Below are 25,639 nucleotides of genomic sequence, written 5' to 3'. Positions count from 1 at the left end.
GAGGCGGAGTGCAGCGGGCAACGGGGGGTATTGGGCCTGCTCACCCAGGGGCTGCTGGGGGAGGGCGGTATCGCCAGCAAGGACCTCACTGAAAGCGTCATCTCACGCCCGGGCAACACGCTCCAGTCCATGAAGGCCCTCGGCTACCGCGCGGACACCACGTGCCTGGAGGAGGGGCGGAGGGTGGTGAGATTGGCCGTGGTGCAGCAATCACAGAACAATGGCGGCACGCCCTGGACGCCCGCGGGGGCGGTGCTGGTGGGACCGAAGGGCGAGGAGTGGAAGGTGCTGCGCGTGTGGACGCAGGAATCCCTTGCTCCGGGCGAGAAGCTCAGCGTGGGGGTGGAGGTGGAGATGACGGAAGAGGCGGCGCGCGGCACCTTCACCCTGAAGTGGTGGGGCCAGGACGCAGGCCGCGGGAGCGAGTCCTTCGACGGCGTGACCTTTCCGTAAGGGAACGCTTCACCCTGCCCACGCGGGCCTCTGCGAGGCTCTCCAGGTTCACTTCCTGATTCCCCTTTGAATCACCCGCCGCCGGGTTTGTCCCGCTTGCTACCCTTGCGTCTGCCAGGTGCGGCGCGTTCCGTGCGCGGCCGGCTGCGCTTGACTGGCGGGGCCGGGCGGGCTGCTCCTGGTGGCCCCGCCTCCTCCCCGGCAGGGTCCAGGGCCCACGTTCCCTCCTCCCAGCGTTTCAACGCCTCGGATGCTTCAAATGGGACCAGTCCCTTGCCTTTCGCGGCTTCCTCCAGGACCGCCTTGGCTTCCGCCGTGCGATGGCGCAACAGCAGCGCGGCCGCCGACACCCGCACGTCCATCCGCGGATGCGTGAAGAGCACCGCGAGCGCATCCCGTCCGGTGCCACCATGAGCCCGCAGTTTGTCAAACACGGCCAGGTACTGATCAACGTGCTTGTTCGCGGTCTTGGAGTCACCCCGCCAGGCTGCCTCGGTTTCCGCCTGCACATGCCGCGCGAACTCCGCCACGAGACCTTGCAAATCAATCATGGCCAAATGCCGTTTCTGACGTTCTGACCGTTCACCGTGCTGCGCCGCCTCGACTGCGTGCTCAAGCGAATGCCTCCGCGAGGCACTCTAGTCTCATTTCCAGATTCCCTTTTGAATCACCCGCCGGGTTTGTCCCGCTTGCTCCCCCTCCGTCGGTCAGGTGCGGCGCGTTCCGTGCGCGGCCGGCTGCGCTTGACTGGCGGGGCCGGGTAGGCTGCTCCTGGTGGCCCCGCCTCATCCCCGGCGGGGTCCAGGGCCCATGTGCCCTCTTCCCAGCGTTTCAACGCCTCGGATGCTTCAAACGGGACCAGTCCCTTGCCTTTCGCTGCTTCCTCCAAGACCGCCTTGGCTTCCGCCGTGCGATGGCGCAACAGCAGCGCGGCCGCCGACACCCGCACGTCCATCCGCGGATGCGTGAAGAGCACCGCGAGCGCATCCCGTCCCGCATCCCCACTGGCGCGCAGTTGCATGAATGCGGCGATGGCTTTCTTCGCGTGTTTGTTTCCGAGCTTCGCATCACCTCCCATGATCTGCTCGGTTTGAGCCTGGACGTGATAGGCGAACTCCTCAACGAGCTTCTCGAAAGCTTTCACCCTACACCGGTCCTGAGATTTCCCCGGAGTTTCCGACGCGGAGGTGGTTCCATGGAGGGGCGGGGGCGCGTGGCCCTACTCGGCGCCTGGGGGCCCGAGTTCTTCTGGAAGAGGCGTCCTGAGAAGACTCAGCCCTCTCGGCAATGGGATGACCTGGAACCCCTGGCCCGCGATGCTGACGAGTTCTCCGTCGGCCGCCTTTCCACTGGATAGCCACGCATCAGCATCCTTCCGGGTCGCGAACGTATGAGAAACCTTGACCTCGAATGAGGGGTCGAAGAATTCTTGATAATAATTGAGGAAGTCGTCCAGCTTCTTGATGCGCCGGATGTAGAGAAGCGAAATCGCGGCCAGCTGGAGGGTCGCCTCCTCTTTCGAGCCCTCCTGATACCGCTTGCTCGCGGCGTCCAGGATTCCAAGGGCCTCGTCCATTTCAAAATCCTCGAGATGTGCCACGTCAGCACCGAGCCTTTACTGGCTTGGAGAAGCATTTGACCCGTAGCGCCATTGGTTTCATGTCCGTCCGCTCCCAGCTCCTGCCAGGCAACGTCATCATGGGGGAGGGAACGTGGCAGACCCCGTCCGGGGCGGCAAGCTCCGGGTTCGCCGTCATCCCGGGGAGCAGCCGAGGACACGGGCTCATGGGCGCGATGACTCAATGGAATCAGCCCGCGCCGCTCTCCCGAGGTAGGATGTGGCCATGAGTGAGCCCAACCTCTCCGCGTTCATCTGGTCCGTCGCGGACCTGCTGCGCGGTGACTACAAGCAGTCCGAATACGGCAAGGTCATCCTCCCGTTCACCGTGCTGCGCCGCCTCGACTGCGTGCTCGAGGCGACCAAGCCCGCCGTCCTCGCGGAGAAGCTGCTGCGCGAGAAGGCCGGGCTCAACCCCGAGCCCTTCCTGCTCAAGAAGTCCGGCCAGCACTTCTTCAACACGTCGCCGCTCGACCTGAAGAAGCTCATGGGCGACCCGGACAACATCGGCGAGAACCTCCGCGATTACGTGGTGGGCTTCTCGCCCGCGGTGCGCGACATCTTCGAGCGCTTCGAGTTCCACACGCAGATCGACCGGCTCGCGAAGGCCGGACTGCTGTACCTGGTCACCGAGAAGTTCGCGCACATCGACCTGCACCCCAAGCTCGTGAGCAACGCGCAGATGGGGCTCGTCTTCGAGGAGCTCATCCGCAAGTTCGCCGAGCTCTCGAACGAGACCGCCGGAGAGCACTTCACGCCCCGCGAAGTCATCCGGCTCATGGTCAACCTCCTCTTCTTCGAGGACGATGACGCGCTCACGAAGCCGGGCGTCGTGCGCTCCATCTATGACCCGACGGCCGGCACGGGCGGCATGTTGAGCGTGGCCGGCGAGCACCTGGCCGGCGTGAACCCCGGGGCCCGGCTCGTCATGTACGGCCAGGAGCTCAACCCCGAGTCGTACGCCATCTGCAAGGCGGACATGCTCATCAAGGGGCAGGACATCGCCAACATCAAGTTCGGCAACACGCTCTCGGCGGACGGGCTGGTGGGCAAGCACTTCGACTACATGCTCTCGAACCCCCCGTTCGGCGTGGAGTGGAAGAAGATCGAGAAGGAGGTCCGCAAGGAAGCCGAGCAGCTCGGCTACGACGGCCGCTTCGGCCCCGGCCTGCCGCGTGTGAGCGATGGCTCGCTGCTCTTCCTCCTGCACCTGGTCTCGAAGATGCGCCCGGCCAAGGATGGGGGCAGCCGCTTCGGCATCGTCCTCAACGGCTCGCCGCTCTTCACCGGCGGGGCGGGCTCGGGCGAGAGCGAGATCCGCCGCTACATGCTGGAGAACGACCTGGTGGAGGCCATCATCGCCCTGCCCACGGACATGTTCTACAACACGGGCATCAGCACCTACGTGTGGATCGTGAGCAACCGCAAGCCCGCTCAACGCAAGGGCAAGGTGCAGCTCATCGACGCGGGCGGCTTCTTCCAGAAGATGCGCAAGAGCCTCGGCAGCAAGCGCAAGGAGCTGAGCCCCGATCACATTGATGACATCACGCGCATCTTCGGCGATTTCAAGAAGGTGACGCGGAAGGGCGTGCCCATCAGCCGCATCTTCAAGAACGAGGACTTCGGTTACCGCACCATCACGGTCGAGCGCCCCGAGCGTGACGACAAGGGCAACCGGGTGTTGGGCACGAAGGGCAAGTGCAAGGGCAAGCCCGTGGCGGACGCGAACCTGCGCGACACGGAGAATGTCCCGCTCTCCGAGGACGTGGAGGCGTACTTCCAGCGCGAGGTGTTGCCCCATGCGCCGGATGCCTGGATCGACCACGAGAAGACGAAGGTGGGTTACGAGATTCCCTTCAATCGGCACTTCTACGTCTTCAAGCCGCCGCGCCCGCTCGCGGAGATCGACAAGGACCTGAAGGGCGTCACCGACCGCATCCTGTCGATGATCGGAGGGCTCTCGCAATGAGCTTCCCTCGCTACCCGCAGTACAAGGACAGCGGCGTTGAATGGCTGGGCGAGGTGCCAGCGCATTGGACGGTCGTCGAACTCAAGCACATTGCCGATGTCAATACCGGTATGGCCAAAGGGAAAGATCATGCCGGACGGAGCACCATCGCAGTGCCATATCTGCGAGTCGCCAATGTGCAGAATGGCTACTTGGACCTGGATGATGTCGCGCTGATGGAGATCCCTGTAGCCGACCTGGCACGCTATTCGCTCAAGCCCGGCGATGTGTTGATGAATGAAGGCGGGGATTTCGACAAACTTGGTCGAGGCTGCGTGTGGAATGGGCAAATCGACCCTTGCATCACGCAGAATCATGTATTCGCAGTGCGTCCGCGCGGCGTCCGTTCCGAATGGCTGAGCGCAATCACTGGATCCGGTTACGCACAATTCTACTTCAAAACACGCGCCAAGCAGAGCACGAATCTCGCATCTATTTCATCTACGAATCTGATGGAACTTCCGGTTGTTCTTCCGCCACCTGAAGAGCAAACCGCTATCGTCACATTCCTGGAGCGTGAGACCGCCAAGATCGACGCACTGGTGGCTGAGCAGCAGCGGTTGATTGTTCTGCTGAAGGAGAAGCGCCAAGCAATCATCTCCCACGCCGTCACGCAGGGACTGAGTCCCAACGTGCCCAAGAAACCCTCCAACGTGGAATGGCTGGGCGAGGTACCCGCGCACTGGAAGATACGGAGAGTTTCGTCTTTGAGCACCAAGATAACGAACGGGTACGTTGGGCCAACCCGCGATATCTTTGTTGATGATGGAATTCGATACTTGCAGTCGCTTCACATCAAGGACAACAAGATCCGCTTCGATGTGCCCTATTTTGTTTCAGCGGAGTGGAGTCGCCAACACTCCAAGTCAATCTTGGAGGCTGGCGATGTTCTTGTTGTTCAGACTGGAGACATAGGGCAAGCCGCAGTCGTGACTGATGAGTTTGCTGGATGTAACTGTCATGCTCTAATTATTGTATCACCTGTCCGTGAGGTTGTTGAGGGGGCCTGGATCGCCTTGGTTATGAAGGCGGAGTATGGGCTTCAGTCTTTGCTCTCGATTCAAACTGGGGCGCTGCATCCCCACCTCAATTGTGGCGATGTAAAGGATGTTTCTATCCCTTTGCCCCCGCTGGTTGAGCAACGGCAGATCATTGAGAAGGTTGGCGAGCAGACTCGTTCGTTAGACGCCTTGATCTTGGAAGCTGAGCGTGCCATCGAACTCCTCCAAGAGCGCCGTGCTGCACTGATCTCCGCCGCTGTCACCGGCCAGATCGACGTTCGCGCCATCGCCAACAGGGCCGCCGCGTGAGCCTCCACAAGGAAATCAGCTTCGAGTCAGAGATCTGCGCTCATCTCGCGGCCCATGGATGGCTCTACTACAAGGGCGACGCCGCCGACTACGACCAGGCTCGGGCGCTCTTCCCCCCTGACGTGCTGGCCTGGGTGCAGGCCACGCAGCCCAAGGCGTGGGAGACGCTGACGAAGAACCACGGTGGCAAGGCCGAGGAGACGCTGCTCAATCGCCTGCGAGACCAGCTCGACCAACGTGGCACGCTCGACGTGCTGCGCCATGGCATCGAGCTGCTGGGCCTCAAGCAGCCGCTCAAGCTGGCCGAGTTCAAGCCCGTGCTCGCCATCAACCCCGACATCCTCGCCCGCTACGAGGCCAACCGGCTGCGCGTGGTGCGGCAGGTGCGCTACTCCGTCCACAACGAGAACTGCATCGACCTGGTGCTCTTCCTCAACGGCGTGCCGGTGGCCACCGCCGAGCTGAAGATCGACTTCACCCAGAGCATCACGGACGCCATCGACCAGTACCGCTTCGACCGGCTGCCGCACCCCAAGGGGCAGGCCGCCGAGCCGCTGCTCTCCTTCCCCCATGGCGCGCTGGTGCACTTCGCGGTGAGCAACAGCGAAGTCCACATGGTCACGCGGCTCCAGGGGCCGGACACCGTCTTCCTGCCCTTCAACCAGGGCAACGACGGCGGCGCGGGCAACCCCGTGAACCCCACCGGCGGCCACCGCACCGCGTACCTGTGGGAGCAGATCTGGGCGCGCGAGAGCTGGCTGGAGATCCTCGGGCGCTACCTCATCGCCCAGCGCGACAAGAAGAAGCAGATCTCCCGCGTCATCTTCCCGCGCTACCACCAGCTGGACGTCACCCGGAGGCTCCAGGCCGCCGTGCTCGCGGATGCGCCCGGCACGAAGTACCTCGTCCAGCACTCGGCCGGGTCGGGGAAGACGAACTCCATCGCGTGGACGGCGCACTTCCTGGCCGAGCTGCACGACGCCCAGCACCAGAAGGTGTTCGACACGGTGGTGGTCGTCTCCGACCGCACCGTCATCGACTCCCAGCTTCAAGAGGCCATCTTCGACTTCGAGCGCACCACCGGTGTGGTGGAGAAGATCACCGGCGAGGACGGCAGCAAGAGCGCGAAGCTCGCCCAGGCGCTCTCGGGCGGCAAGAAGATCGTCGTCTGCACCCTCCAGACGTTCCCCTTCGCCATCGAGGAAGTGCGCCGGCTGGCCGCGGCGCAGCACAAGCGCTTCGCGGTCATCGCCGACGAGGCCCACAGCTCGCAGACCGGCGAGGCCGCCTCCAAGCTCAAGGCCGTCCTCTCCCCGGAGGAGCTGGCCGCGTTCAACGATGGCGGCGAGGTGAGCAGTGAAGACGTCCTGGCCTCGCAGATGGCGTCACGCGCCGATGATTCACGCATCACGTTCGTCGCGTTCACGGCCACGCCGAAGCCCAAGACGCTGGAGCTGTTCGGCACCCGGCCGGACCCGTCGCGCAAGCCCGCGCCCGACAACATCCCCACGCCGTTCCACGTCTACTCCATGCGCCAGGCCATCGAGGAGAAGTTCATCCTCGACGTGCTGAGGAACTACACGCCGTACGGCCTCGCCTTCAGGCTCGCCCACGAGGGCAAGGAGCTGGACGAGAAGCAGGTGGAGAAGAGCGCCGCGCTGAAGAAGCTCATGGGCTGGGTGCGGCTCCACCCCTACAACATCGCCCAGAAGGTGCGAATCGTGGTGGAGCACTACCGCGCGCACGTCGCCCCGCTGCTCGAGGGCCAGGCCAAGGCGATGGTCGTCGTGGCCAGCCGGCTCGAGGCCGTGCGCTGGAAGCTCGCCATGGAGAAGTACATCCAGGAGAGGGGCTATCTGCTGGGCACGCTCGTGGCGTTCTCCGGCGAGGTCCTCGACGAGGAGTCCGGCCCGGAGCCCTTCACGGAGCACAGCCGGACGCTGAACCCCGGCCTGAAGGGCCGCGATATCCGCGAGGCCTTCAAGGGCGGCGAGTACCAGGTGCTGCTCGTCGCCAACAAGTTCCAGACGGGCTTCGATCAGCCGCTGCTGTGCGGCATGTACGTGGACAAGCGTCTGGCGGGGATCCAGGCGGTGCAGACGCTCTCGCGGCTGAACCGGGCGCACCCGGGCAAGGACACGACGTACGTGCTCGACTTCGCCAACGACCCGGCCGAGGTCCTCGCGGCCTTCAAGACGTACTACACGACGGCGGAGCTCGCGGCCACGACGGACCCGAACCTCGTATTCGACCTGCGCGCGAAGCTCGACGCCTCCGGCCACTACGACGACTTCGAGGTGGACCGGGTGGTGGGCGTGGAGCTGAACCCCCAGGCGAAGCAGAGCGACCTGATCAAGGCCCTCGAGCCGGTGGTGGACCGGCTGACGAGGCGATTCAAGGCCGCGCAGGCGGCGCTCTCGGCCGCGACCGCGGCGTCCAACACCCAGGCCAGCCGGGACGCCAAGGCCGAGCTCGATGCCCTCGTCCTCTTCAAGTCGGACATGGGCGCGTACCTGCGCCTCTACACGTTCCTCTCGCAGATCTTCGATTACGCCAGCACCGCCATCGAGAAGCGGGCCCTCTTCTACAAGCGCCTGCTACCGCTGCTCGAGTTCGGACGCGAGCGCGAGGCGATCGATCTCTCGAAGGTCAAGCTCACGCACCACACGCTGAAGCAGCAGGGCAAGGCCCCGATGCTGCTCGCGGCGGGGGAGAAGCCGCTGCTCTATCCCCTCATCGAGACGGGCGGCGGCAGCGTGCAGGAGAAGGAGCGCGCCCGGCTCCATGACATCATCGAGAAGGTGAACACGCTGTTCGAGGGCGAGCTGTCGGAGCAGGACAAGCTCGTCTACGTGAATGACGTCCTGATGGGGAAGCTGCTGGAGTCCGAAACGCTGGTGCAGCAGGCGGCGAACAACACCCAGGAGCAGTTCGCCAACTCGCCGGATCTCCAGAGCGAAATCATGAACGCCATCATGGAGGCGCTCGACGCGCACACGCAGATGAGCAAGCAGGCGTTGGAGTCCGAAGCCGTCCGGAGCGGCATCAAGGACATCCTGCTCCACCACGCGCGGCTCTGGGAGGCCCTTCGGGCCAAGGCGCGCGCGGGGCGGACTTCCGGGTAGGCCTCGCCGAGGTGCAGCATGTCCACTCGTGGTTTCCAGGCCCTCCTGCTCGCGAGCTGTCTCATGGCCAGCATGGGCGCGGCCAGCGCGGAGTCGAGACGGGTGAGGGTGACGCTCTCGGCCGAAACGCATTCACGAGCCGAAGCCCTCAGCCCCCGCCTGGAGGACTGGAAGGAGGGCGTGCTCGCCCTGCGTGTGGTGGATCCCGGCCGTCTGGTGGTGAATGCGGGTGGAGAAGTCATCGCCGCGGCGGCGCTCGGTTGGGGCGAGGACCAGCGACTGCGGGTGGACTCGCTCGAGGCCTACCGGCCCGAGGTCCTGCCGCGGGTCGTCAACCGCGAGCGCGGACGGGAGGAGGTGGAGGTAGACGTCCCGGAGGGAGTGGGCGCCGGCGAGTACCTCACCCTCACTTATGAATGGGACTGGAAGCACGCGGGGGAGCCCGCCCTGGAGCGCACCTGGCGCCTCCCCCCCACGGAGGAGATTCCGCCAGAGTGGCTGGAGGACGAACCGTCCGAGCCCGAGCAGGAGGACACGCTCGGGGACGAGCCCGGCGCGCAGGCCATCCTCTCGTCCGAACTGGCTCCCATCCCCGTTCAAGTGGACCCGGCTCGGCCCGAGCTGCTCTGGGTTCCCCGGTACGCCTCGCGTGAGGACATCGCCTCGCGGCTCTTCGGGGATGCCGCGGCGGCGGGCGCTTTCGACCTCGAGCCCCGAGCGCCCCCCTCCAACGCCGAGGAAGGCCTCCACGTCTGCGTGCGCGTGCGCCACCCGCAGGCGCTCGTGCCCCAGGTGCTCGCCACCCTGCGCCACGCCCTGGATGCACAACTGGAGGCGGATGTCGCGTGGAGCCGCTCGCAGCTCTCGGCGGCCCCCCTGGACAGGGCCGGTTCCGCCGCGCTCGTGGAACGCTGCCTGCGATGGGCTCAACGCTCGGACATTCTGGACGGGGCCGGGCAGAGCTACTTCGACCGGTACCTCCAGGCGCTCGAGCCCTTGAAGGACGAGTCGCGGCGCGGGCTCATCCTCGGAGAAGCCGCCGAGCCCCTGCTCAAGGCCATCGCCCTGCGCTCCAAACGCTTCAAGGCGGGCTACCGCGTCACGGATGGCTCGCCCGTCCTCGCCCCGGGCAGCGTGGTGGGCCGCTTCTATTTCGCCGATGGTTCCAGCGTCCAGGTGCGCACCCTGCTGCTGCTCACCGAGGAGACGTCCCTGGAGCGTGCGGAGCTGCGCGTGCGCAACGCTCCTCGTGGAGGCCCGCGCGTCATCATCCCCGGGGAGGACGGGCGGTGGCGGGGCTACAGCGCCGAATTCAACACCGTTGCTGGCGTTCCCGACCCGCTCGAGGACCCCGAGGGCACTGCCTCCTGGTACTACCCAGGCACGCTCCTCATTCGACCGGGAGACTGGCGGCCGGGGCTGGGAGGCGGTACGGGCGAGTTGGCGGCCTTGCGACGAGAGCTGCTCCAGACAGCCCTCGCCACGGCGACACCTCGAGCGCCCCAGCCCCTTGTCTCCCTCGAGCACGACGTGCTCGCCCTGCTCACCCCGGGCGAGCGGCTGGGCATCTTCAACACCCTCCTTACAGGCCATGCGCTCACCTCCGACATGAAAGAGGAGGCAGTGCACCTGCTCGCGCGTGTGGTGGTGTCCACTCCTGACCGGGAGTTTCCACCTCTCGAGCGCAAGCTCACCTCGAGTGGGGTACTGGAGAAGCTGCTCGGCAGCAACGCGCCGGACAGCAAGGTGTTGTTGGGGCAAGCCTTCACCCAGAAGGCGCTCGCCTCGTTTCCCCTCGTGCTGGACCTGCTCGAGTCCCTGCCCACCTTTCACCTGGGCCGTGAGGGCGAGAGGACATACCTGCTCAACGTCCCCTCTGGGCTGGTGTCCACGATGTTGGTGGCGCCGGAGGCGTGGGAGGAGCAGCAGGGGGTGCGCCTGGGCGCCGAACCCGCTCTGCCCGGAGAAGCGGTGGGGCCCTCCAGGCGCATGGCCCTGTACTTCCAACCGGTGCGGCAGGAATTCCAGGCGCGCTACCTGTCCTCGGTGGACGAGGCGCCGCGCAGCCGGGCTCTGCACCCGCTGGAATGGGTGCGGGTGGAAGTGCACGGGCCACAACCGCGCACGCACCTGATGACGGCCATGGAGCTGGCCCTGCTCGCTTCCACGCCGGACACGGCACTGGTGGGGTCGGCGGTGAGCCGCATCAGCGAGATGCACCTGGTGTATGGCGCCGTTTCTGGCCTGACGCGGGCGCCGCTGTTGACAGGAGTGCCAGCCACAGCCGCTCGAGGCGGCACGTTGGCGGCGTCACGCGGAGCGGCGGTGCGCCTGTTCGTGGGCCGCATCTCGTTGGTGGCGGCTCTGGCGGTGGTGGACACGCACCGGGACGAGCTGTCGCGGACGCCCGAAGGCCGAGACTTTCTCGCAGTGCATGACCTGGCCATGGTGGTGCTCGCTGGCCGGGACATCTCCAAGCTCGCCACCTCGGGCATGGGACGCGAGCTGGTCCACCGGGGAGGGCTGGCGTTGAGCGCGGCTGGCGCCCGGGCCTCGTCCGGACTGCATGAGTCGGTGGAGTCCGTCCAGGCCCTGGTGAAAACGCTGGAGCGGATGCTCGCCGAGGGCAGGGCGGTTGCGACAACAGAAGGACTGCGGTTTTCCCTTCCTGGCGGCGCCGAGGTCTTCAAGCAGGCCTTCTTCGCCATCCGCGGGGAGATGGCCGCCGCACGGGCCCTCGGTGGCATCCGCGGCGCGGGGCTCGCCGCAGAGGTGGCCGAGAAGACGCTGGAGGCGCTCAAGCAACTGGCTGCGGAGAGCCAGGAAATGGGGCGTGCCTACAGCTCCGTGGCACGACGCGCGGCGGCCCTGCCCGCGGACAAGGCACACGCATATCTGTCCGCGGTGGAGTCACTGCGCACCACGGGTCACGGTGCGGCGAAACCTGCATTGGCCGAACTGCTGCGACATTCGGGATCACCGGGCCTGGCTGACCCGCTTGCCTTCTTGAAAGAGGCCAGGTGGCTCATCGGGCTCCAGGCACTAGACGCAGAGGCATTGAGTGTTCTGGCAAGAAAAGCCTGCACGGGTGGCGTGGACCTGGGCTGGCTGCGAGCCACGGGACTCGCCATGGAGGACCTCGACTTCATGGCCAGGGACAAGAAGACGCCTTGGAGGCTGTTCCAGCAGGCCGCAGCGGAACCGGGGAACTGGACCAGGCAACTGAAGGCGCGTGAACAACTCCGGGGAATCGCAGGGGAGATGCTGACAGAGCGGAATGCGCAGAAACTCTTTCCAGGCCATCGGCTGACGGGGCGGCAGGTGAAGCTGGAAGGGGGGCGAGTCATCGATCTCGAGTTGACTTCGACGGACCGCCTGAGAACCCAACACGGGGTGGAAGTCAAAGGCTGGAATGACACCAGGTGGCGCAAGGCACTGAACGCATGGTCTGGCCGTCACGGGCTCACGAGGCTCGACGAAGCACAGAAGACACTGATCGAGCAACTCCAGCGCCTGCTCAAGCAGATCACAGATGCAGCCAAGGCACCTCGCGGAAAACCATTCCTCGTCAGCACAGACGAACTGAGTAGACCGACCCAATTCAAGCTCCTTGATTTTCTTCAGGAGAACGCACCAGGAACAATGCTCATCCAGGTAGAGGAAGCCCAGATACTAGAGAAGACAAGGCAGTTGCGCGCGGCACTCAAGCTGCCGGAGCAACTCTCTGGAGGCGCGCCATGAGCCGCACTACCTACTGGGCGATACTGGCTCCAGGAGAGCCCGCATGGCTCGAGCGCCGTGCCCGGGCCATTGTGATGACGGAAGCGGACGAGGAGGACGGAAAGGAGCCGCCCTTCGAGGTCATCTCCGGCAATGGCCGCTACAGCGCCATCGCGGGGACGGACCCCATGGATATAGGAGCCGAGCTGCGAATCGCGGAGGAAGTCTCACTCGAGGTGCAGCAGCCCGTGTACTCGATTGATTGCGCCAATGATCCATGGCTCGTCATGTCTTGGCGAAACGGCGTGGGCGAGGTCCAGGAAGTAGCGCCAGAGGCTCTGGCGAAGTCTTTGGGCTGCCCCTTGCCGGACAGCGATGAATCTTCGGACGTGGCCGCGAGCAAGCCGCTCCGGAAAGCCGCACTGGTGGAAGGAATCCGTGCGCAGGAGGCGAACCGTGTACTCGAGGAAGATGCCGGCGCGCCACTCGTTCCAGGTCACTACCGCTTGGAGGATACGCCGCAAGGGCTCCTTCTCACTGGCGGAACAGGAAGCATGGGCTTCGCTCACGTGACTCTTTCAGAACGACTCCCTCATTCCACCGTATATGGGGTGACAGCATCACCGGGCCTGGACACATTTTACGTCAGCGTACTTCGGGGAGGAGAGTGCATCGGACAGTTCGCGCAACCGCCGTATGCGGTTCCACCCTTCCCGGTTTTCAGCGACATCAAAGGTGAGCGCTCACCGGAGCGGATTCTCACCGCACTGGGCATCCCAGCCGAGTGGTTCCGGAATGAATGAATGACGGGTGCCCGGGCGGCCCCGCCCAGGGACCTCGGCATGGCGCAGTGCGCTCACCCAGCTCGGTGCGGTCCGGCGGCGCCGAGTCCTCCAGGAAGGCGCACTCGCAAGGAAGCGTTGGAGTCCGAATGCTCAACCACGCGAGGCTATGGGAGGCCCTTCGGGCCAAGGAGCGCGCGAGGCGGACTTCCGGGTAGGCCGCGCCGCGGCGTACCCTCGGTGGGGGCGGGAGAGCTCCAGCCCTTCTGGTGAATAAGGCGGGAAGGCGCAGGACTGTGGGCGCCGATGGAGCGGGGCGGCAGGCACCGTGTCGTTCCGCCCGTCAGCCCCGGTGCCGCTCGGCCACGCGGTAGAGCCAGGTGAGGGAGTAGTCCAGCAGCGACTGTCGCGAGCGCATGTAGTTGCGGGCCCGGACGAAGGGAAGCCACGCGCGGTTGCCCACGAGGACCTGGGCCTCCTCGAGCTTCTGGCGCGGAATCCACCGGCCGCCGAGGTTGCGCACCAGCACCTCCCCCAGGTACGCGCCAATGGCGGGCACCGCGTGCTCGTCGATGGCTTCGCGCAGGCGGCTCTTCGGGAATTCCTCGCGCCAGAAGTAGAAGTCCGCATCCGTGAGCGACTCGGGCGTCGCCTTGAAGACGGAGGGGACTTCCGAGTGCAGCAGTGCCACGAGGTGCTCGGCGTACAGGCTGTACTGCTCCAGCGCGCGCTCCAGGTCATCCACATCCGCAGGAAGGGCAGAGTCAGCAGGGCGCCACTCCTCGGGCTCAGGAGGGCACCACGCGTTGAGCTCGGCGATCCTCCGCTGGCGCTCGTGACTCGCGGCGCCGTCCACCACCCGGGAGAGAAGCGGGGCCAGGTCCGGGTGGAAGCGGGGCTCCACGGGGGCGAGCATGGCACTGCGCTCGTGCAAGGTGCGCAGTACGGTGTCGAAGTCGAGGTCCGGCCGGAGGTGGGCGTGGGCGCGAGCCTGTGCGAGCCGTGCCTCCTTGCTGGCGAAGTCCGCCGCGGTGGGCCACGTCACCAGCAGGACGGAGCCGTTGGGCAATTCCTCCACCCGGTGGGCTGGGGTGGACAGCATGCGCTCGCGGCCGACCGTTTCCACCAACCTGGCGCCGAAGACGTTGAGCCAGCACACCATGTAGATTTTGTCGAAGCCGTCTCGAATGGAGGTCTGCTGATCGCGGCCAAAGCGGGGAGCGCCTGCCAACGCTGCGTCATCACTGCTGTGCGCCCACGCGTGTGTGACGGGATAGCGGCAGGCCCAGGCGCGCACCATCTCCACCAGTTTTCGGCAACTCTCCGCCTCCGCGAAAAAGGAAAGCGGTTTCACTTTGGTGGTCACACCCAACTCAGGTGGAAGCGGTGGGAATGAGAGCGAGAGCGACATGTCCAATGCGGGCCACTTCGTCCGATAGAGCCCGATTCCCGATGTTCTTTCGCGGCGCCGCTCCTCTAGTCCCTTCCAGCAGGAAGGACGGGAATACTTGCGTTGCCGCTTTCCGCTGACAACGTCCGGCATCCACCCGTCGGCGTACTCCTCAAGTGCGTTGAAGAAAGGCTCCAACTCGCTCTTGAGTTCCGCTTGTGGATTGAATGACCCTTTGAGTGACAACCGGAGGTAGTCCTCGTCCCTCGAATCATGAAATTCCAGCACCTTCATTGGAACGACACCTCCACTCCCGGAACCTCTTTCTGGGTTTTTTCAACGGCGGCATCCAAGTCGACTACGCTCTTGGGCTTGAGATCGCCCCCCTCGTAGATGAGGCGGACCCTCGAGACCTGCACGTCGCGGCCTCCTGGGAGAAGGGGCTGGAGGGAGCTTCGGCGGATGTTCAGCCTCTCGCCGTATTTCCGTAGAGCCTCGCTCGCATCCTCAATCATCTGAGCTTTCAAGGCTCCTTCCCTCAACCCCGAGAGGTCGCGGCTCTTGAAACTGAATGCCTCCACGCGCCGTGGCCCTCCGCCGAGCGCGCCTTCCTCGATGACCAGCACATCCGCGTAGCGCAGGCCGGTACCCGGCTTGCGCACGCCGACCTGGATTTCGACGCGGGGCCTGTCGAAGTCCCCGAGGAAGCGGCGCTCGGCCCGAGGCTTCAGCGCGTCCTCTTGCAGCAGCTTCACCATGTCGCGCTCGAAGGCCAGCCCCCGGGCAAACCACCCGCGTAACTGCTCGTAGCCTTCCCATTTCAGGGGGCCCTTATTGGCCTTGCCCTGCTCCACCTCTCTCAAGCGCTCGTGGTAGTACTCCACGTACTCGCGCCAGCGCGGGTTGCCCCGGGCCTCGGGCGGCGGGATGTCGAGGGAGGGGCGGTGTTTCTCGAGCACCGCCACGTCCCTGGGCAGGCGCGGACCCGTGGCCTCCAGCTCCGCCGCCGCCAGCCTCGCCGCCACCACTTCCCGCGTATGGCCTACGCCCTCGTCCACCAGCGAGGCCAGGGTGCCGGGGCTCTCTGAGGCAGGGGACGTCTTGGCGGAGGGGCGTGCGGCGTCATCCGCCGCGGCGGCTTTCCCGGCACCCGCCCCGCCCTTCGCGGGCGGGGAGCCCGAGGCCCCAGGTCTTGCCTTGGACAGGAGCGGCCGGGCCCTGGCCACATTTCCCCGGGCCTCGTACAGCGCCAGCGCGGCGTCCGCCCCTCCCTCGGCCACGAAGCGCCCCGCCTCACGGCTGGCCCGGATGTACCCCGCCAGGTCGCGCAGGCCCTGCAGGTTCATCACCCCTTGGAGCTGCCGCGCCGTCTCGAGCAGGGCCCGCAGCCGCGCTTCCGCGGCTTCCACCCCGGTGCGCAGGCGCGAGCGCACGCCCGCGGCGCCCTCCCCCTTGGCGAGGGAGCGCACGCCCTTGTAACCCCCGATGAGGGCCAGCACCAACGCGGGGGCCGCCTCACGCGTGCCCTCCTCGAGCTCGCCGTTCCAGAGCAACCCCACGCCATGCAGGGAGGTGGCGACGAAGTGGTAGCTGCCCAGCGGCACACCAAAGGTGACGTGGTCAAACGCACGCACCGCCATGTCGTCCGCCGAGGCGTTGAGCACCCACTCCTTCTCGGCCTTCTCGAGGGCCTCCTGGTACTCCGGCGGCAGTTGGCCGCGGAGGGGGTGGAATGCGAACTCCTGCCCATCCAGGGCCGCGGGTTTCAGCCCCCGCTTCTCCAGCGCCGCCTGGAAAGCGGGCAGCAGCCCGAGGACCTCCTCCAGCCGCTTGTCCCGGGCCAGCAGGAAGAGAATCTCCCTGAGGTCATCGTCATGGGCCGAGTCGACGATGAGGACGGAGAGGACCTGGGCGTTGCGGCGCCCATAGGCTCCGGCGGCCTTCTCGAGAAGCGAGGTGCGCTTGTCGTTGAGCTGGCGGGCGACGTCCTCGCGCGGTGGGCCCAGGGCGCCCAGGCGCACGGCACTCCAGTCGTCCAGGGACTCCAGCAGCCGGGGCATGTCCACGCGCTGCTGCAGGGCGAGGACTTCCCCGGGCGAGGTGCAGGTGAGGAAGGGCGCCAGCAATTCCTCGGGGCTGGAAGAGAAGTCGGGCCAGCCCGGGGGCACGGCCTGCCCTCCGCACGAGGGCGGCTCCTCGGGGACAGGCCCCGTGCTGGCCACCTCGGACGCGGGCGCCTGGCCCGCGCTCGCCAGGGCGGCGTCCGGGCCCAGCCCGCGGGCGCCGCGGCGGCGGTGCAGCCGCTCTTGCCCGCCCGTCCCGGAGGAGAATGCATGCTCGCCCGCCTCCGTGGAAGCGACAGGGGAGGGCGCCCCGAGAGGGGGAACCGTGGCGCCCGCCTCCCGGAGCGTGGAGAGGGCGTGGGGGGCCCGCTCGGAGCTACCGCCGTGTCGCGGCCCGAGCGTGACGCAGCCGGTGGAGAGCAGCACGGCCCCCAGCAGCAGCGCCGCCCTCCTGAGCGCCAGGGCCTCCGCGCGCATGGTCCACCCCCAGGCCCAGCGAGGCGAAGCTTCCAGGCGCGTCAGGTAGCGCCTCCCTCCCGTGGGGGAGGACGGGAGCGGCGGAGGTACAAGCACCAGCAGTGCGGAAGTCATCGGCGCCTCCAACAGTGACCCCAGAGACTGGCGGAACTCTTCTGAAATCCGGATAGACGAGACACAGTAGGCGAAATACTCCTGGAAGCGTGCCTCACGACTGACCTGGATTCCCGCCCAGAAGGTGCGAATCGTGGTGGAGCACTACCGCGCCCACGTGGCCCCGCTGCTCGAAGGACAGGCCAAGGCGATGGTCGTCGTGGCCAGCCGGCTCGAGGCCGTGCGCTGGACGCTCATGAACGCCATCATGGAGGCGCTCGACGCGCACACGCAGATGAGCAAGCAGGCGTTGGAGTCCGAAGCCGTCCGGAGCGGCATCAAGGTCATCCTGCTCCACCACGCGCGGCTCTGGGAGGCCCTTCGAGCCAAGGCGCGCGCGGGGCGGACTTCCGGGTAGGCCTCGCCGCGGCGTACCCTCGGTGGGGTGCGGGAGGGCTCCAGCCCTTCTGGTGAACAAGGCGGGTTGATGTCGTCGTCACAGGGTGCAAATGATGACCGATCGAGCCGAGTTGTATCTCCACGTTTTCGCGCCAGCGCTCACGTGCGACGACGGGCGCCCGCTCGCGGCCGTTGAAGGGATGGAGCGGGCAGTGCCCGGGTTGCGCCTGGCGTGGCGGCTCTCGGACGCGGGGCGGCCCGTCGCGCTCGCGCAGCGCGGTGCGTGGCTGGCCAGGTCGGCCGCCGACGGCAAGTTTGGCTTGCTGTGCAATGGCGATGAGAGCTACCCGGTGACGATGGGAGGGCGACGGGAGAGCGCGATTTCGAGTCCGGGAGGCGAGCCGCGGCTGACGGTTCACGCGACGCTCCCGCAGGACGAGCCCATTGTCGCTGCGGCAGTGGACATGCTGGAGAACGTCGCGGAAGGCGTGCGCGCCACGTGGGGAACCGTGGCGCCCGGCCCCCTGAGATTGGTGATCGCGGCGCAGGTAGGGCCGAAGCTCGGGAACCCAGACGGGCCACCTCTTGGCCTGCCGATGCTCAAGCTCCCGTGGAACATCCGCTCGCCCAAGGTTCCCAGATACCTTGGGTGGATCAACTATTGGTCGGCCGCGGCCGCGGAGGCCATCGGCTTCCCGGACCCCTCGCGCGACGCGGAGCTGTTGTCGCGCGCCAGGCGCACTGCGTCGGGGGGATGGGTGGTGAGTCTCACCGCGGCGCCGCTCGACCTGGACAAGCCCGAGCACCTCGAGGCCCTCAAGCGAGCCTATGCGCGCTTCCCCGAGATAGGTGGGCGCTCCGAGGCGTGAGAAAGAAAAACCCCGGCGTTCAGGGGCGATGCGGTCCGGCGGGTGTGACGCGGGAACCGCGGGTTCCGAGGATGATGCCGAGCGCCGAGAGCAGCCACAGGACCGTCGTGGGCCCTCCGCCCTCCGGGCCCGCGGCGCAGCCCTTGCCCGGCACCCGCGGCGGCTCCCTGTCCACCACTCGCACGGTGACGGTGTCCCCGCTGGTCTGTCCACGGGCGTCCTCCACCTGGAGCTGGAAGGTGAGCACCAGCTCCCCGTCCACCTCCGGCGCGTTGAACATGGCCCTCGGGCCCGCCTGCATCAGGTTCACCGTGGGCTCCCCCTGCTGTGTCCAGAGGTACTTCAGCTCCGAGTCCACCGGAACTGTCGACCCCGAGCCGTCGAGCGTCACCCCGCTGCCCTCGCGGACCTCCTGGTCCACCCCCGCACGTGCCACCGGCAGTGGGATGTTTCGCACCTTCACGAGCACCACGTCCGGCGGGCTCGTGTTCACCCCATCGCTCACCCGCAGCTCGAACTGGAGCTCCGTGTCCCTCGGCACGTCGGGCGCGAGGAAGGTGGGGCTGGACGCGCTCGCGTCGCTGAACGTCACGGACGGGCCCTTGGACTGCGTCCACGCGTAGGTGAGCGCCGCGCCCTCGGGATCCGTTCCGCTGCCGGAGAGCGTCACCAGGCGCCCCTCCTCGAGCGTCTGGTCCTCGCCCGCGTTCGCCACCGGCACCCGGTTGATGCACACGTCCCGGTGGGCCACCCGCGTGGTGAAGGGCTTGTCCACCACCCCCTCCCATTGAAGGTCATCGAGGTCCCAACCCGTGGCGCCCGTGCTGGCGTCCGTGCCGATGCGGAAGCGCAGGCGCACCGTCTTCCCCGCGTACGTGGTGCCGAGGCCGAGGGTGGCCTCGGTGAACGCGGGGTACCCGGGACTCTGGCCTCCATACGCCCGCCGGCCCTTGAGCGGGTTGTCCCCTCCCGCATCGAGGGTCACGTCGTAGGCGGGACTCACGGCGCCGCCGACGTCCACCCAGCTCTTCCCCTCATCCTGGCTCAGCTCGATGACGGCGCCGTCGAAGTAGTAGCCGGCGGGGCTCGCCTCGAAGGTGTAGCGGTGCTGGAAGATGACTCGGAACGCCTCCGTCGCCGACACCTGCAGGGGCGGCGAGACGAGCGGGAGATCCGCGGTCACCTTGTTGTTCGGTCCCCGCAAGAACGTGTTCGCGCCCACCGGGTCATACTCGCGCGTCCAGGACGTGCCGCCCGCCGGGGCAGGGGGGACGGTCCACGGGTGACGGGCGGACTCCCACGTCTCGAGCGTTCCCTGCAGCTCGTCCGTGTTCACGCGGTACGTCGCCGTGTGGGTCTTGTCTCCGGGCACCGTCTGCTCGTCGTCCCGGTAGGCGATGTTCAGGGAGATATCGCGCGGGGTGGCGGCGCCCGAGAGCGCCATCAGCAGCTCCACGCTGAAGGACGTGGACGGATCCGCGGGGGGAAAGTACACCGCCGGTCCCTTGGGGAAGGAGACGTCCGGGTCCGCGCTGGAGAGCGTCATGCTCGTCAACTTGAGCCGCTCGGTTCCGCTGTTGCGCAGGGTGACGCGCACGCGCGCGCTCTCGCCCGTGTCGAGCACCCCGTCATCATCACAGGACGCCGTCACCGAGCCGTCGAGTAACTCCACGCGCTCGAACGTCACCTCCTTGGTGGCGAAGGCTTCCATCGGAGCGAGCAGCAACAGACCCAACAATGCGGCGACGCATCGCTTCACAGTACGGCCTCCAGGGTTCAGGGACGGGCCCCTGGATTCTAGACCCCTGGCTCGCGAACTTCACAGCAGCGAAGCCACCGACTCGACCACCTTGGGCCACTCCTTCGCGCGCGGGTCGATGACCTCGAAGTGCGCCGCGCCCGGCAGGCTCACGAGCTTCACGCTGTCCCCGAGCTTCGTCGCGCGTTCGTGGTACCCGGTGCTCACGGTGAGCGGGACGATGGTGTCCTCCGCCCCGTGCACCAGCACCTGCTTCACTCCCAGCGGCAACAGCGCCGCCGGAGACCCCAGCTTGTAGCGCTCCGGTACCTGCGCGGGTGTACCTCCCAGCAGCGACTCGACGATGCCGTCCCCCAGGCGCAGCTCGAAGGCCCGCTCCAGGTCCACCACGCCCGCCAGGCACACCGCGCCCTTCGGCTGGAAGGGTTTCTCCGTGTACAGCGGCTGCCCCGGCTTCAGCTTCCCGCGCCCCGCGAGCCACAGCGCCAGGTGTCCTCCGGCCGAGTGGCCCATGATGACCACCCGCTCCAGGTTCAACGGGTAGCGCGTCGCCAGCGTGCGCAGGTAGTCCGTCCCCTGGGCCACGTCCTCGAAGGTGCCCGTCCATCCTCCGTCCGGATGGCCTACCCGCCGGTACTCGAGGCTCCAGGTGGCGTAGCCCCGCTGCGTGAGGTCCGCGCACAGGTGGCCCACGTGCTCCAGGTCGTACCGCGCCCGCCAGAAGCCGCCGTGCACCATCACCACCACCGGGTGCGGGCCCTCGCCCCGCGGCAGCCGCAGGTCTCCGAACTGGTGGGTCCGCTCTCCGTAGGGAATCCGCGCGTCGGCCTGCGGCGCGGGCGTCTCGAGCATCCAGGGCTGGCTCATGGAGAGCGATGATGGGACAGAGCTGGCGCGTCCATCAAGCAGGCGGCCTCACCGAGGGATGACCACCGGACTTCGACACGTGCGGGGGGGGGGCAGTGTCAGGCCCCGGGCGTGGCCCGCATCAAACCCATTCCCCCGCACCGCCCATGGCGGTAGGAACGGGCCGAACGAAACCAGGGATTCGAAGCCGAGGGGAAATACGATGACCGAGCGTCAATTGTGGGAGCGCTACAAGAAGTACCTGTGCGGGGTGGAGTCGGTGGGACTGACGCTCGACGTGTCCCGCATGGGCTTCGCCGAGGACTTCCTCGAGCGGATGCGCGGCCCCATGGAGAAGGCCTTCGACGCCATGGCGGCGCTGGAGAAGGGCGCCATCGCCAACCCGGACGAGAAGCGCAGGGTGGGCCACTACTGGCTGCGCGCCCCCGAGCTCGCCCCCGAGCCGGGCCTCACGAAGGAGATTCAGGACACGGTGGCCTCCATCCGCGCCTTCTCCGAGGACGTGCACGCCGGCCGCGTGAAGCCTCCGAAGGCGGACCGCTTCACCCGCGTGCTGCTGGTGGGCATCGGCGGCTCGGCGCTGGGGCCGCAGTTGGTGGCGGATGCGCTCGGCACGGCGGCGGATCGGATGCAGGTGTTCTTCTTCGACAACACCGACCCGGACGGCATGGACCGCGTGGTGGCGCAGCTGGGGAGCAAGCTCGCCGAGACGCTCACCGTGGTCATCAGCAAGTCGGGCTGCACCAAGGAGACGCGCAACGGCATGGTGGAGGCCGAGCGCGCGTACCAGCAGAAGGGCCTCGAGTTCGGCAAGCACGCGGTGGCGGTGACGGGCGAGGGCAGTGAGCTCGACCGTTACGCGAAGAAGGGCCACTGGCTGCGGACGTTCCCCATGTGGGACTGGGTTGGCGGGCGCACCTCGGTGCTGTCGGCGGTGGGCCTGCTGCCGGCGAAGCTGCAGGGGCTGGACATCGACGGGATGCTGGCGGGCGCCCGGGACATGGACGTGGCGACGCGCGAGCGCGACATGCTGCGCAACCCGGCCGCGCTCATGGCGCTCATGTGGTTCCACGCGGGCAACGGGCGCGGCCAGAAGGACCTGGTCATCCTCCCGTACAAGGACCGGCTGCTGCTGCTCTCCCGCTACCTCCAGCAGCTGGTGATGGAGTCGCTGGGCAAGGAGAAGGACCTGGACGGCAAGGTGGTGAACCAGGGCATCGCCGTCTACGGCAACAAGGGCTCCACGGACCAGCATGCGTACGTGCAGCAGCTGCGCGAGGGCGTGAACAACTTCTTCGCCACCTTCGTGGAGGTGCTGAAGGACCGCGAGGGGACGTCCATGCGCGTGGAGGAGGACATCACCAGTGGAGACTACCTGCTGGGCTTCTTCCTGGGCACGCGGCGGGCGCTCTTCGAGAAGGGCCGTGAGTCGATGACGCTCACGGTGCCGGACGTGAGCGCGCGGACGCTGGGCGCCCTCATCGCGCTCTACGAGCGGGCCGTGGGTCTGTATGCGTCGCTGGTGAACATCAACGCGTACCACCAGCCGGGCGTGGAGGCGGGCAAGAAGGCGGCGGGCGCGGTGCTGGAGCTACAGCGCAAGGTGCTGGCGAAGCTGCGCGGGGACAAGGCCAAGGGCCACACCGCGGAGGAGCTGGCCACGGCGGTGGGCTCGCCGGACGAGGTGGAGACGGTGTTCAAGGTGCTGGAGCACCTGGCGGCCAACGCGGACCAGGGCGTGAAGCGCGAGCCCGGCGCCCACCGTTTCGACGCCCGCTTCCGCGCGGGCTGAATCAAACGACACAACCCCCTCCCTTTAAAAGGGGGAGGGGGAGAGCATCTCGCGAAGTTGGGTTTCGAGAACTCAGCCCTGCTGGAAAGGGTTCTTCTGCTCTCGGGTCTACTTGGCGAAATGGATCTCCAGCCGCATGCCAAGAGCCGCAGCAATCTTGTGCAGCAGATCAAGCCGTGGCAGCACCTTACCGCTCTCGATTCGGGCGATGGCTGGTTGTTTCGTTCCAGCTCGGGCTGCAAGTTCCGCCTGACTGAGATTTTGCTGCTCACGCAGCTCGCGTACCTGTCTTGCTAGAGCGAGCTTGTTGAATTCCTCATCGTGCAGTGCAGCAAAGGTAGAACTCTGTGTCCTCCTGCGTTCAATGAATTCTTCGAGGCTACCTCCAATATAAGGGTTTTGCTTCTTGGTAGGCATTGGAATGGCTCGGGCTGAGGAGCGCTATGTCATTGTGACATAGCGCTCAGTAACGCCCGCTCAGTTGGCGTCCAGCACGTCTTTCATTCTGGATTTGGCGATATCCAGATCCTCCTTACGTGCTTTTTGTCCCTGCTTCTTGCACGCGTGGAGAATCACCATGCTGGGACCAGTAACGAGAACATAGAAAATGCGGTATTGGTCGATTTTCAACTCGCGCAGCTTGCCCTTGATGGTACGTCGTCGGACGGTCGTCTCCTGCAGGCCATGAACCATGATGTCCTCTAGTGCAGCGGAAATTCTCGCTTCCTGTCGGCCATCAAGATCGTCCAGATACTTCTCTACGGGACTGTTACCCTGCTTTGATCGATAGAATGATATATTCATAAACAAGATTGTTCCTCTGTCTACATCTGTAGTTGGCGGTCATCGTCTCTCTCCGGTTGTCTGCGCGAATTCGCAGACCTCGATCGTCATGGACTCACGTCACGTCACGGACTTCACGTCACGTTACGGACTTTGCACTTACGGACTCTGCTCTTCAGATCGTGGACTTCACTTCACTTCACGGACTCTGCACTTCAGAGCGTCGACTTCACGTCACTTCACGTCACTTCACTTCACGGACTCTGCACTTCAGAGCGTCGACTTCACGTCACGGTCTCCGCACTTCTCGATGGAGATGGTTGTGGCAACCGCCCACCTCTTTTTCATCTATAACGATGTCGTTATAGCGTGTCAAGCCTTCCGTGTTGTGGGCCTGCTGTGGATTCGTCTTGAGCTGCGTGAGTTCCTGACGGATGGCGAAGTCGGCCACGGCCTCGTCGAAGCAGGGGCCTCCGCCGAGGTAGCCGGCGATGGTGGCCGCGTCCCCGGTGCGCGCGTGTGCCCGGGCCAGCGTGGCGCCACACGCGTCCGCGTAGTCCAGGAACGCGCCCTCCGTCATCTTCTCCAAGGGTGATAGGAACGTCTGGGGCTTCGTATAGCTTGGACAGTAACCCGTTCACCGGATTGGCTTGGTTGAAGAGGAGACGGGCACGAGGTGCCCGCAGGCGAGCCCGGGGGCGGTCCCGCGCGGTCGGAGACCCCTCGCATGCACGGACACTCCATGCGCGAGAACCGGGAGATCCTCTGCTCGCCCGCCGAAGTCGGGCGGGACGCATCGGGAAGGCCAAGGCCGTACGCCGATGATGAGCGGGCAGAGGAAGTCGGACGGTTCGTAGTGTGCGCTGGGCAGCGCACTGGTCAGGAGGGTTGAAGTCCCTCCGGCGCTCGGATGAGGAGCGCCGTATCCAAAGGCGGGGGTAACGCCTCGCCGGCCGGAGAGAGTGGAAGGTATGGAGAAGCCTCAACGGGCACGAAGGCGAAAGCCGGACACAGCCAAGGTGAACCTGGAGCCACCGCTCGCAGCACTCCGGAGGGCAGGGTGCCCACCGCGAGGTGGGATCCGAAGGGCATGCGGAGAAGTACCGGGCCGTAGTCGAAGGGGGCAACCCCAGTGACGAACCGGTCGGCCAAAGGTGGGGCAAGGTCGAGCCCGCACTATGGGGGCGAAGGCGTTCTCATCCACCCACCGCACCAAGGTGTATGCGGACGGCACGGTACGGAAGACCAGAGCGTGACCCCAGGAGGACTCGACGGGTTCCCGGGTGGCACCGGGGGAAGCAACCCTATAAGCGCAAGCGAAGCGGGGAGCGGTGCTCGGCGAGTCGTCGGACGGCTGGGTAGTACCTCAAGCTCGGTGAAAGCCGGGCGACCGGGAGACCGGCGACAGAGTGAGTCGGGGAAGCCAGCCGGTGAAGGCGGTCGAAGAGAGCAAGAAAGCGGGAAGAGCAAGGGCGATGAGGTGGAAAGTTCCCTCAGTGAAAGACCCGAACCTCACCGTCCGAGGAGACTCGCGGACTGGCTCAACCCGACGGGGGCGAGGAAGGTCCACTCGCTCATCGACAAGGTGTACAAGCGGAAGAACCTGGAGATCGCCTGGGAGCGCGTCAAAGCGAACCAGGGCTCTGGTGGGGTGGACGGAGAGAGCATCGAAGCCTTCGGCGAGCAGCTCCATGAGCGGCTCGAACAGCTCCATGCCGAACTCCGAGCCGACACCTACCAGCCCGCCCCGGTGAGGCAGGTGCGTATCCCGAAGGTGGGCAAGCCGGGCGAGTATCGCACGCTGGGAATCCCGACCATCTACGACCGGGTGTGCCAGCAGGCGCTGCTCAACCGATTGGAGCCCCTCTTCGAGCCGGTACTCGATGACGCCAACTTCGGGTATCGGCGAGGGCGATCAACGTGCGGGGGTGGGGGCACCACTACAAGCGCGCCCACGTCCGAAGGATCGTAAGCGTCCGATCCAGCCCATGTAGTGCAGGTGCTCGAGGAGCCGCAGAGTGCGCGGCGCGATGACGACGAGCACAGCGACGACGAAGGCGGAGCCAGCGTGGTTGGAAGCAGCACGGCGGCCGAGGTGGACACCGGAGATAGCGGCGGAGGTGGTGAGAGC

Annotated in this window: 17 protein-coding genes and 3 pseudogenes; 10 read left to right on the top strand and 10 right to left on the bottom strand. The window is 66.3% G+C overall.

Annotated features, from left to right (window positions below; translation table 11 throughout):
- A pseudogene (locus VFZ09_RS00100) lies at positions 1-453 on the top strand (DUF2381 family protein); the annotation flags it as partial.
- A gap of 71 nt (positions 454-524) precedes the next feature.
- Here VFZ09_RS00100 and VFZ09_RS00095 read toward each other — a convergent pair.
- From VFZ09_RS00095 to VFZ09_RS00085, 3 genes and pseudogenes are all read right to left on the bottom strand, one after another.
- Positions 525-1,004: a DUF2019 domain-containing protein gene (locus VFZ09_RS00095; RefSeq protein WP_329725361.1), complete on the bottom strand. Its 480-nt coding sequence runs from the start codon at positions 1,002-1,004 to the stop codon at positions 525-527.
- A gap of 245 nt (positions 1,005-1,249) precedes the next feature.
- A pseudogene (locus VFZ09_RS00090) lies at positions 1,250-1,597 on the bottom strand (DUF2019 domain-containing protein); the annotation flags it as partial.
- A gap of 75 nt (positions 1,598-1,672) precedes the next feature.
- Entirely contained in the window at positions 1,673-2,029 is a 357-nt protein-coding gene (locus VFZ09_RS00085; protein WP_329725360.1) for a hypothetical protein, read from the bottom strand.
- Positions 2,030-2,297: 268 nt separating this feature from the next.
- Here VFZ09_RS00085 and VFZ09_RS00080 point away from each other — a divergent pair, with 268 nt between their 5' ends.
- The 5 genes from VFZ09_RS00080 to VFZ09_RS00060 are packed head-to-tail and all read left to right on the top strand — an operon-like array spanning position 2,298 to position 13,037.
- Complete coding sequence (locus VFZ09_RS00080; RefSeq protein WP_329725359.1) at positions 2,298-4,040, top strand: class I SAM-dependent DNA methyltransferase; 1,743 nt, start codon at positions 2,298-2,300, stop codon at positions 4,038-4,040.
- The gene (locus VFZ09_RS00075; protein ID WP_329725358.1) at positions 4,037-5,389 is read left to right on the top strand and encodes a restriction endonuclease subunit S; all 1,353 of its coding nucleotides are present in this window, start codon (positions 4,037-4,039) and stop codon (positions 5,387-5,389) included. Before VFZ09_RS00080 ends, VFZ09_RS00075 begins: the two co-directional genes overlap by 4 nt.
- Positions 5,386-8,514 carry a type I restriction endonuclease subunit R gene (locus VFZ09_RS00070; RefSeq protein ID WP_329725357.1) on the top strand — a complete coding sequence of 1,043 codons (3,129 nt, stop codon included), beginning with the start codon at positions 5,386-5,388 and terminating at the stop codon, positions 8,512-8,514. Before VFZ09_RS00075 ends, VFZ09_RS00070 begins: the two co-directional genes overlap by 4 nt.
- A gap of 18 nt (positions 8,515-8,532) precedes the next feature.
- Positions 8,533-12,255: a hypothetical protein gene (locus tag VFZ09_RS00065; protein WP_329725356.1), complete on the top strand. Its 3,723-nt coding sequence runs from the start codon at positions 8,533-8,535 to the stop codon at positions 12,253-12,255.
- The gene (locus tag VFZ09_RS00060; protein WP_329725355.1) at positions 12,252-13,037 is read left to right on the top strand and encodes a hypothetical protein; all 786 of its coding nucleotides are present in this window, start codon (positions 12,252-12,254) and stop codon (positions 13,035-13,037) included. Before VFZ09_RS00065 ends, VFZ09_RS00060 begins: the two co-directional genes overlap by 4 nt.
- Positions 13,038-13,359: 322 nt before the next feature.
- Here VFZ09_RS00060 and VFZ09_RS00055 read toward each other — a convergent pair whose 3' ends face one another.
- On the bottom strand, positions 13,360-14,700 hold the full coding sequence (locus VFZ09_RS00055; RefSeq protein WP_329725354.1) for a hypothetical protein: 1,341 nt from the start codon (positions 14,698-14,700) through the stop codon (positions 13,360-13,362).
- Positions 14,697-17,060, bottom strand: a complete 2,364-nt coding sequence (locus tag VFZ09_RS00050) for a hypothetical protein (protein WP_329725353.1) — start codon at positions 17,058-17,060, stop codon at positions 14,697-14,699. The genes VFZ09_RS00055 and VFZ09_RS00050 overlap by 4 nt, the downstream gene beginning before the upstream one ends.
- A 124-nt stretch (positions 17,061-17,184) precedes the next feature.
- On the opposite strand from VFZ09_RS00050, the gene VFZ09_RS00045 reads away from it, so the two are divergent.
- On the top strand, positions 17,185-17,457 hold the full coding sequence (locus VFZ09_RS00045; protein ID WP_329725352.1) for a hypothetical protein: 273 nt from the start codon (positions 17,185-17,187) through the stop codon (positions 17,455-17,457).
- 91 nt (positions 17,458-17,548) lie between these two features.
- Positions 17,549-18,307: a DUF5953 family protein gene (locus VFZ09_RS00040; protein ID WP_329725351.1), complete on the top strand. Its 759-nt coding sequence runs from the start codon at positions 17,549-17,551 to the stop codon at positions 18,305-18,307.
- A gap of 19 nt (positions 18,308-18,326) precedes the next feature.
- Here VFZ09_RS00040 and VFZ09_RS00035 read toward each other — a convergent pair whose 3' ends face one another.
- Complete coding sequence (locus VFZ09_RS00035) at positions 18,327-20,066, bottom strand: PKD domain-containing protein (RefSeq protein WP_329725350.1); 1,740 nt, start codon at positions 20,064-20,066, stop codon at positions 18,327-18,329.
- A 60-nt stretch (positions 20,067-20,126) separates the two neighbouring features.
- Positions 20,127-20,933, bottom strand: coding sequence for an alpha/beta hydrolase (locus VFZ09_RS00030; RefSeq protein WP_329725349.1), 807 nt, complete (start codon positions 20,931-20,933; stop codon positions 20,127-20,129).
- A gap of 202 nt (positions 20,934-21,135) precedes the next feature.
- Here VFZ09_RS00030 and VFZ09_RS00025 point away from each other — a divergent pair, with 202 nt between their 5' ends.
- Positions 21,136-22,725, top strand: coding sequence for a glucose-6-phosphate isomerase (locus tag VFZ09_RS00025; RefSeq protein WP_329725348.1), 1,590 nt, complete (start codon positions 21,136-21,138; stop codon positions 22,723-22,725).
- A 108-nt stretch (positions 22,726-22,833) separates the two neighbouring features.
- Here VFZ09_RS00025 and VFZ09_RS00020 read toward each other — a convergent pair whose 3' ends face one another.
- The 3 genes and pseudogenes from VFZ09_RS00020 to VFZ09_RS00010 form a co-directional block, all read right to left on the bottom strand.
- A complete protein-coding gene (locus tag VFZ09_RS00020) occupies positions 22,834-23,142 on the bottom strand; it encodes a helix-turn-helix transcriptional regulator (RefSeq protein ID WP_329725347.1) in 309 nt (102 codons plus the stop codon).
- 60 nt (positions 23,143-23,202) lie between these two features.
- Positions 23,203-23,529, bottom strand: a complete 327-nt coding sequence (locus VFZ09_RS00015; RefSeq protein ID WP_329725346.1) for a type II toxin-antitoxin system RelE/ParE family toxin — start codon at positions 23,527-23,529, stop codon at positions 23,203-23,205.
- 268 nt (positions 23,530-23,797) lie between these two features.
- Positions 23,798-24,103: pseudogene (locus VFZ09_RS00010) on the bottom strand (DUF2252 family protein); the annotation flags it as partial.
- Between the two features lie 885 nt (positions 24,104-24,988).
- Between VFZ09_RS00010 and VFZ09_RS00005 the strand changes: the two are divergent.
- Entirely contained in the window at positions 24,989-25,480 is a 492-nt protein-coding gene (locus VFZ09_RS00005; protein ID WP_329725345.1) for a hypothetical protein, read from the top strand.
- The last annotated feature ends 159 nt before the right edge of the window (positions 25,481-25,639 follow it).

It is taken from the genome of Archangium sp., assembly GCF_036277355.1.
In the GTDB taxonomy this organism is placed as follows: domain Bacteria; phylum Myxococcota; class Myxococcia; order Myxococcales; family Myxococcaceae; genus Archangium.
Note: the sequence above shows the minus strand (reverse complement) of the source record. Positions and strands in the feature narration are given on the sequence as shown.

Coding starts and splice junctions, on each gene's coding strand:
- VFZ09_RS00025 (WP_329725348.1), top strand. CDS start 21,136: ATGACCGAGCGTCAATTGTGGGAGCGCTACAAGAAGTACCTGTGCGGG.
- VFZ09_RS00095 (WP_329725361.1), bottom strand. CDS start 1,004: ATGATTGATTTGCAAGGTCTCGTGGCGGAGTTCGCGCGGCATGTGCAG.
- VFZ09_RS00030 (WP_329725349.1), bottom strand. CDS start 20,933: ATGAGCCAGCCCTGGATGCTCGAGACGCCCGCGCCGCAGGCCGACGCG.
- VFZ09_RS00075 (WP_329725358.1), top strand. CDS start 4,037: ATGAGCTTCCCTCGCTACCCGCAGTACAAGGACAGCGGCGTTGAATGG.
- VFZ09_RS00040 (WP_329725351.1), top strand. CDS start 17,549: ATGATGACCGATCGAGCCGAGTTGTATCTCCACGTTTTCGCGCCAGCG.
- VFZ09_RS00050 (WP_329725353.1), bottom strand. CDS start 17,060: ATGACTTCCGCACTGCTGGTGCTTGTACCTCCGCCGCTCCCGTCCTCC.
- VFZ09_RS00055 (WP_329725354.1), bottom strand. CDS start 14,700: ATGAAGGTGCTGGAATTTCATGATTCGAGGGACGAGGACTACCTCCGG.
- VFZ09_RS00015 (WP_329725346.1), bottom strand. CDS start 23,529: ATGAATATATCATTCTATCGATCAAAGCAGGGTAACAGTCCCGTAGAG.
- VFZ09_RS00080 (WP_329725359.1), top strand. CDS start 2,298: ATGAGTGAGCCCAACCTCTCCGCGTTCATCTGGTCCGTCGCGGACCTG.
- VFZ09_RS00085 (WP_329725360.1), bottom strand. CDS start 2,029: ATGGACGAGGCCCTTGGAATCCTGGACGCCGCGAGCAAGCGGTATCAG.
- VFZ09_RS00060 (WP_329725355.1), top strand. CDS start 12,252: ATGAGCCGCACTACCTACTGGGCGATACTGGCTCCAGGAGAGCCCGCA.
- VFZ09_RS00065 (WP_329725356.1), top strand. CDS start 8,533: ATGTCCACTCGTGGTTTCCAGGCCCTCCTGCTCGCGAGCTGTCTCATG.
- VFZ09_RS00020 (WP_329725347.1), bottom strand. CDS start 23,142: ATGCCTACCAAGAAGCAAAACCCTTATATTGGAGGTAGCCTCGAAGAA.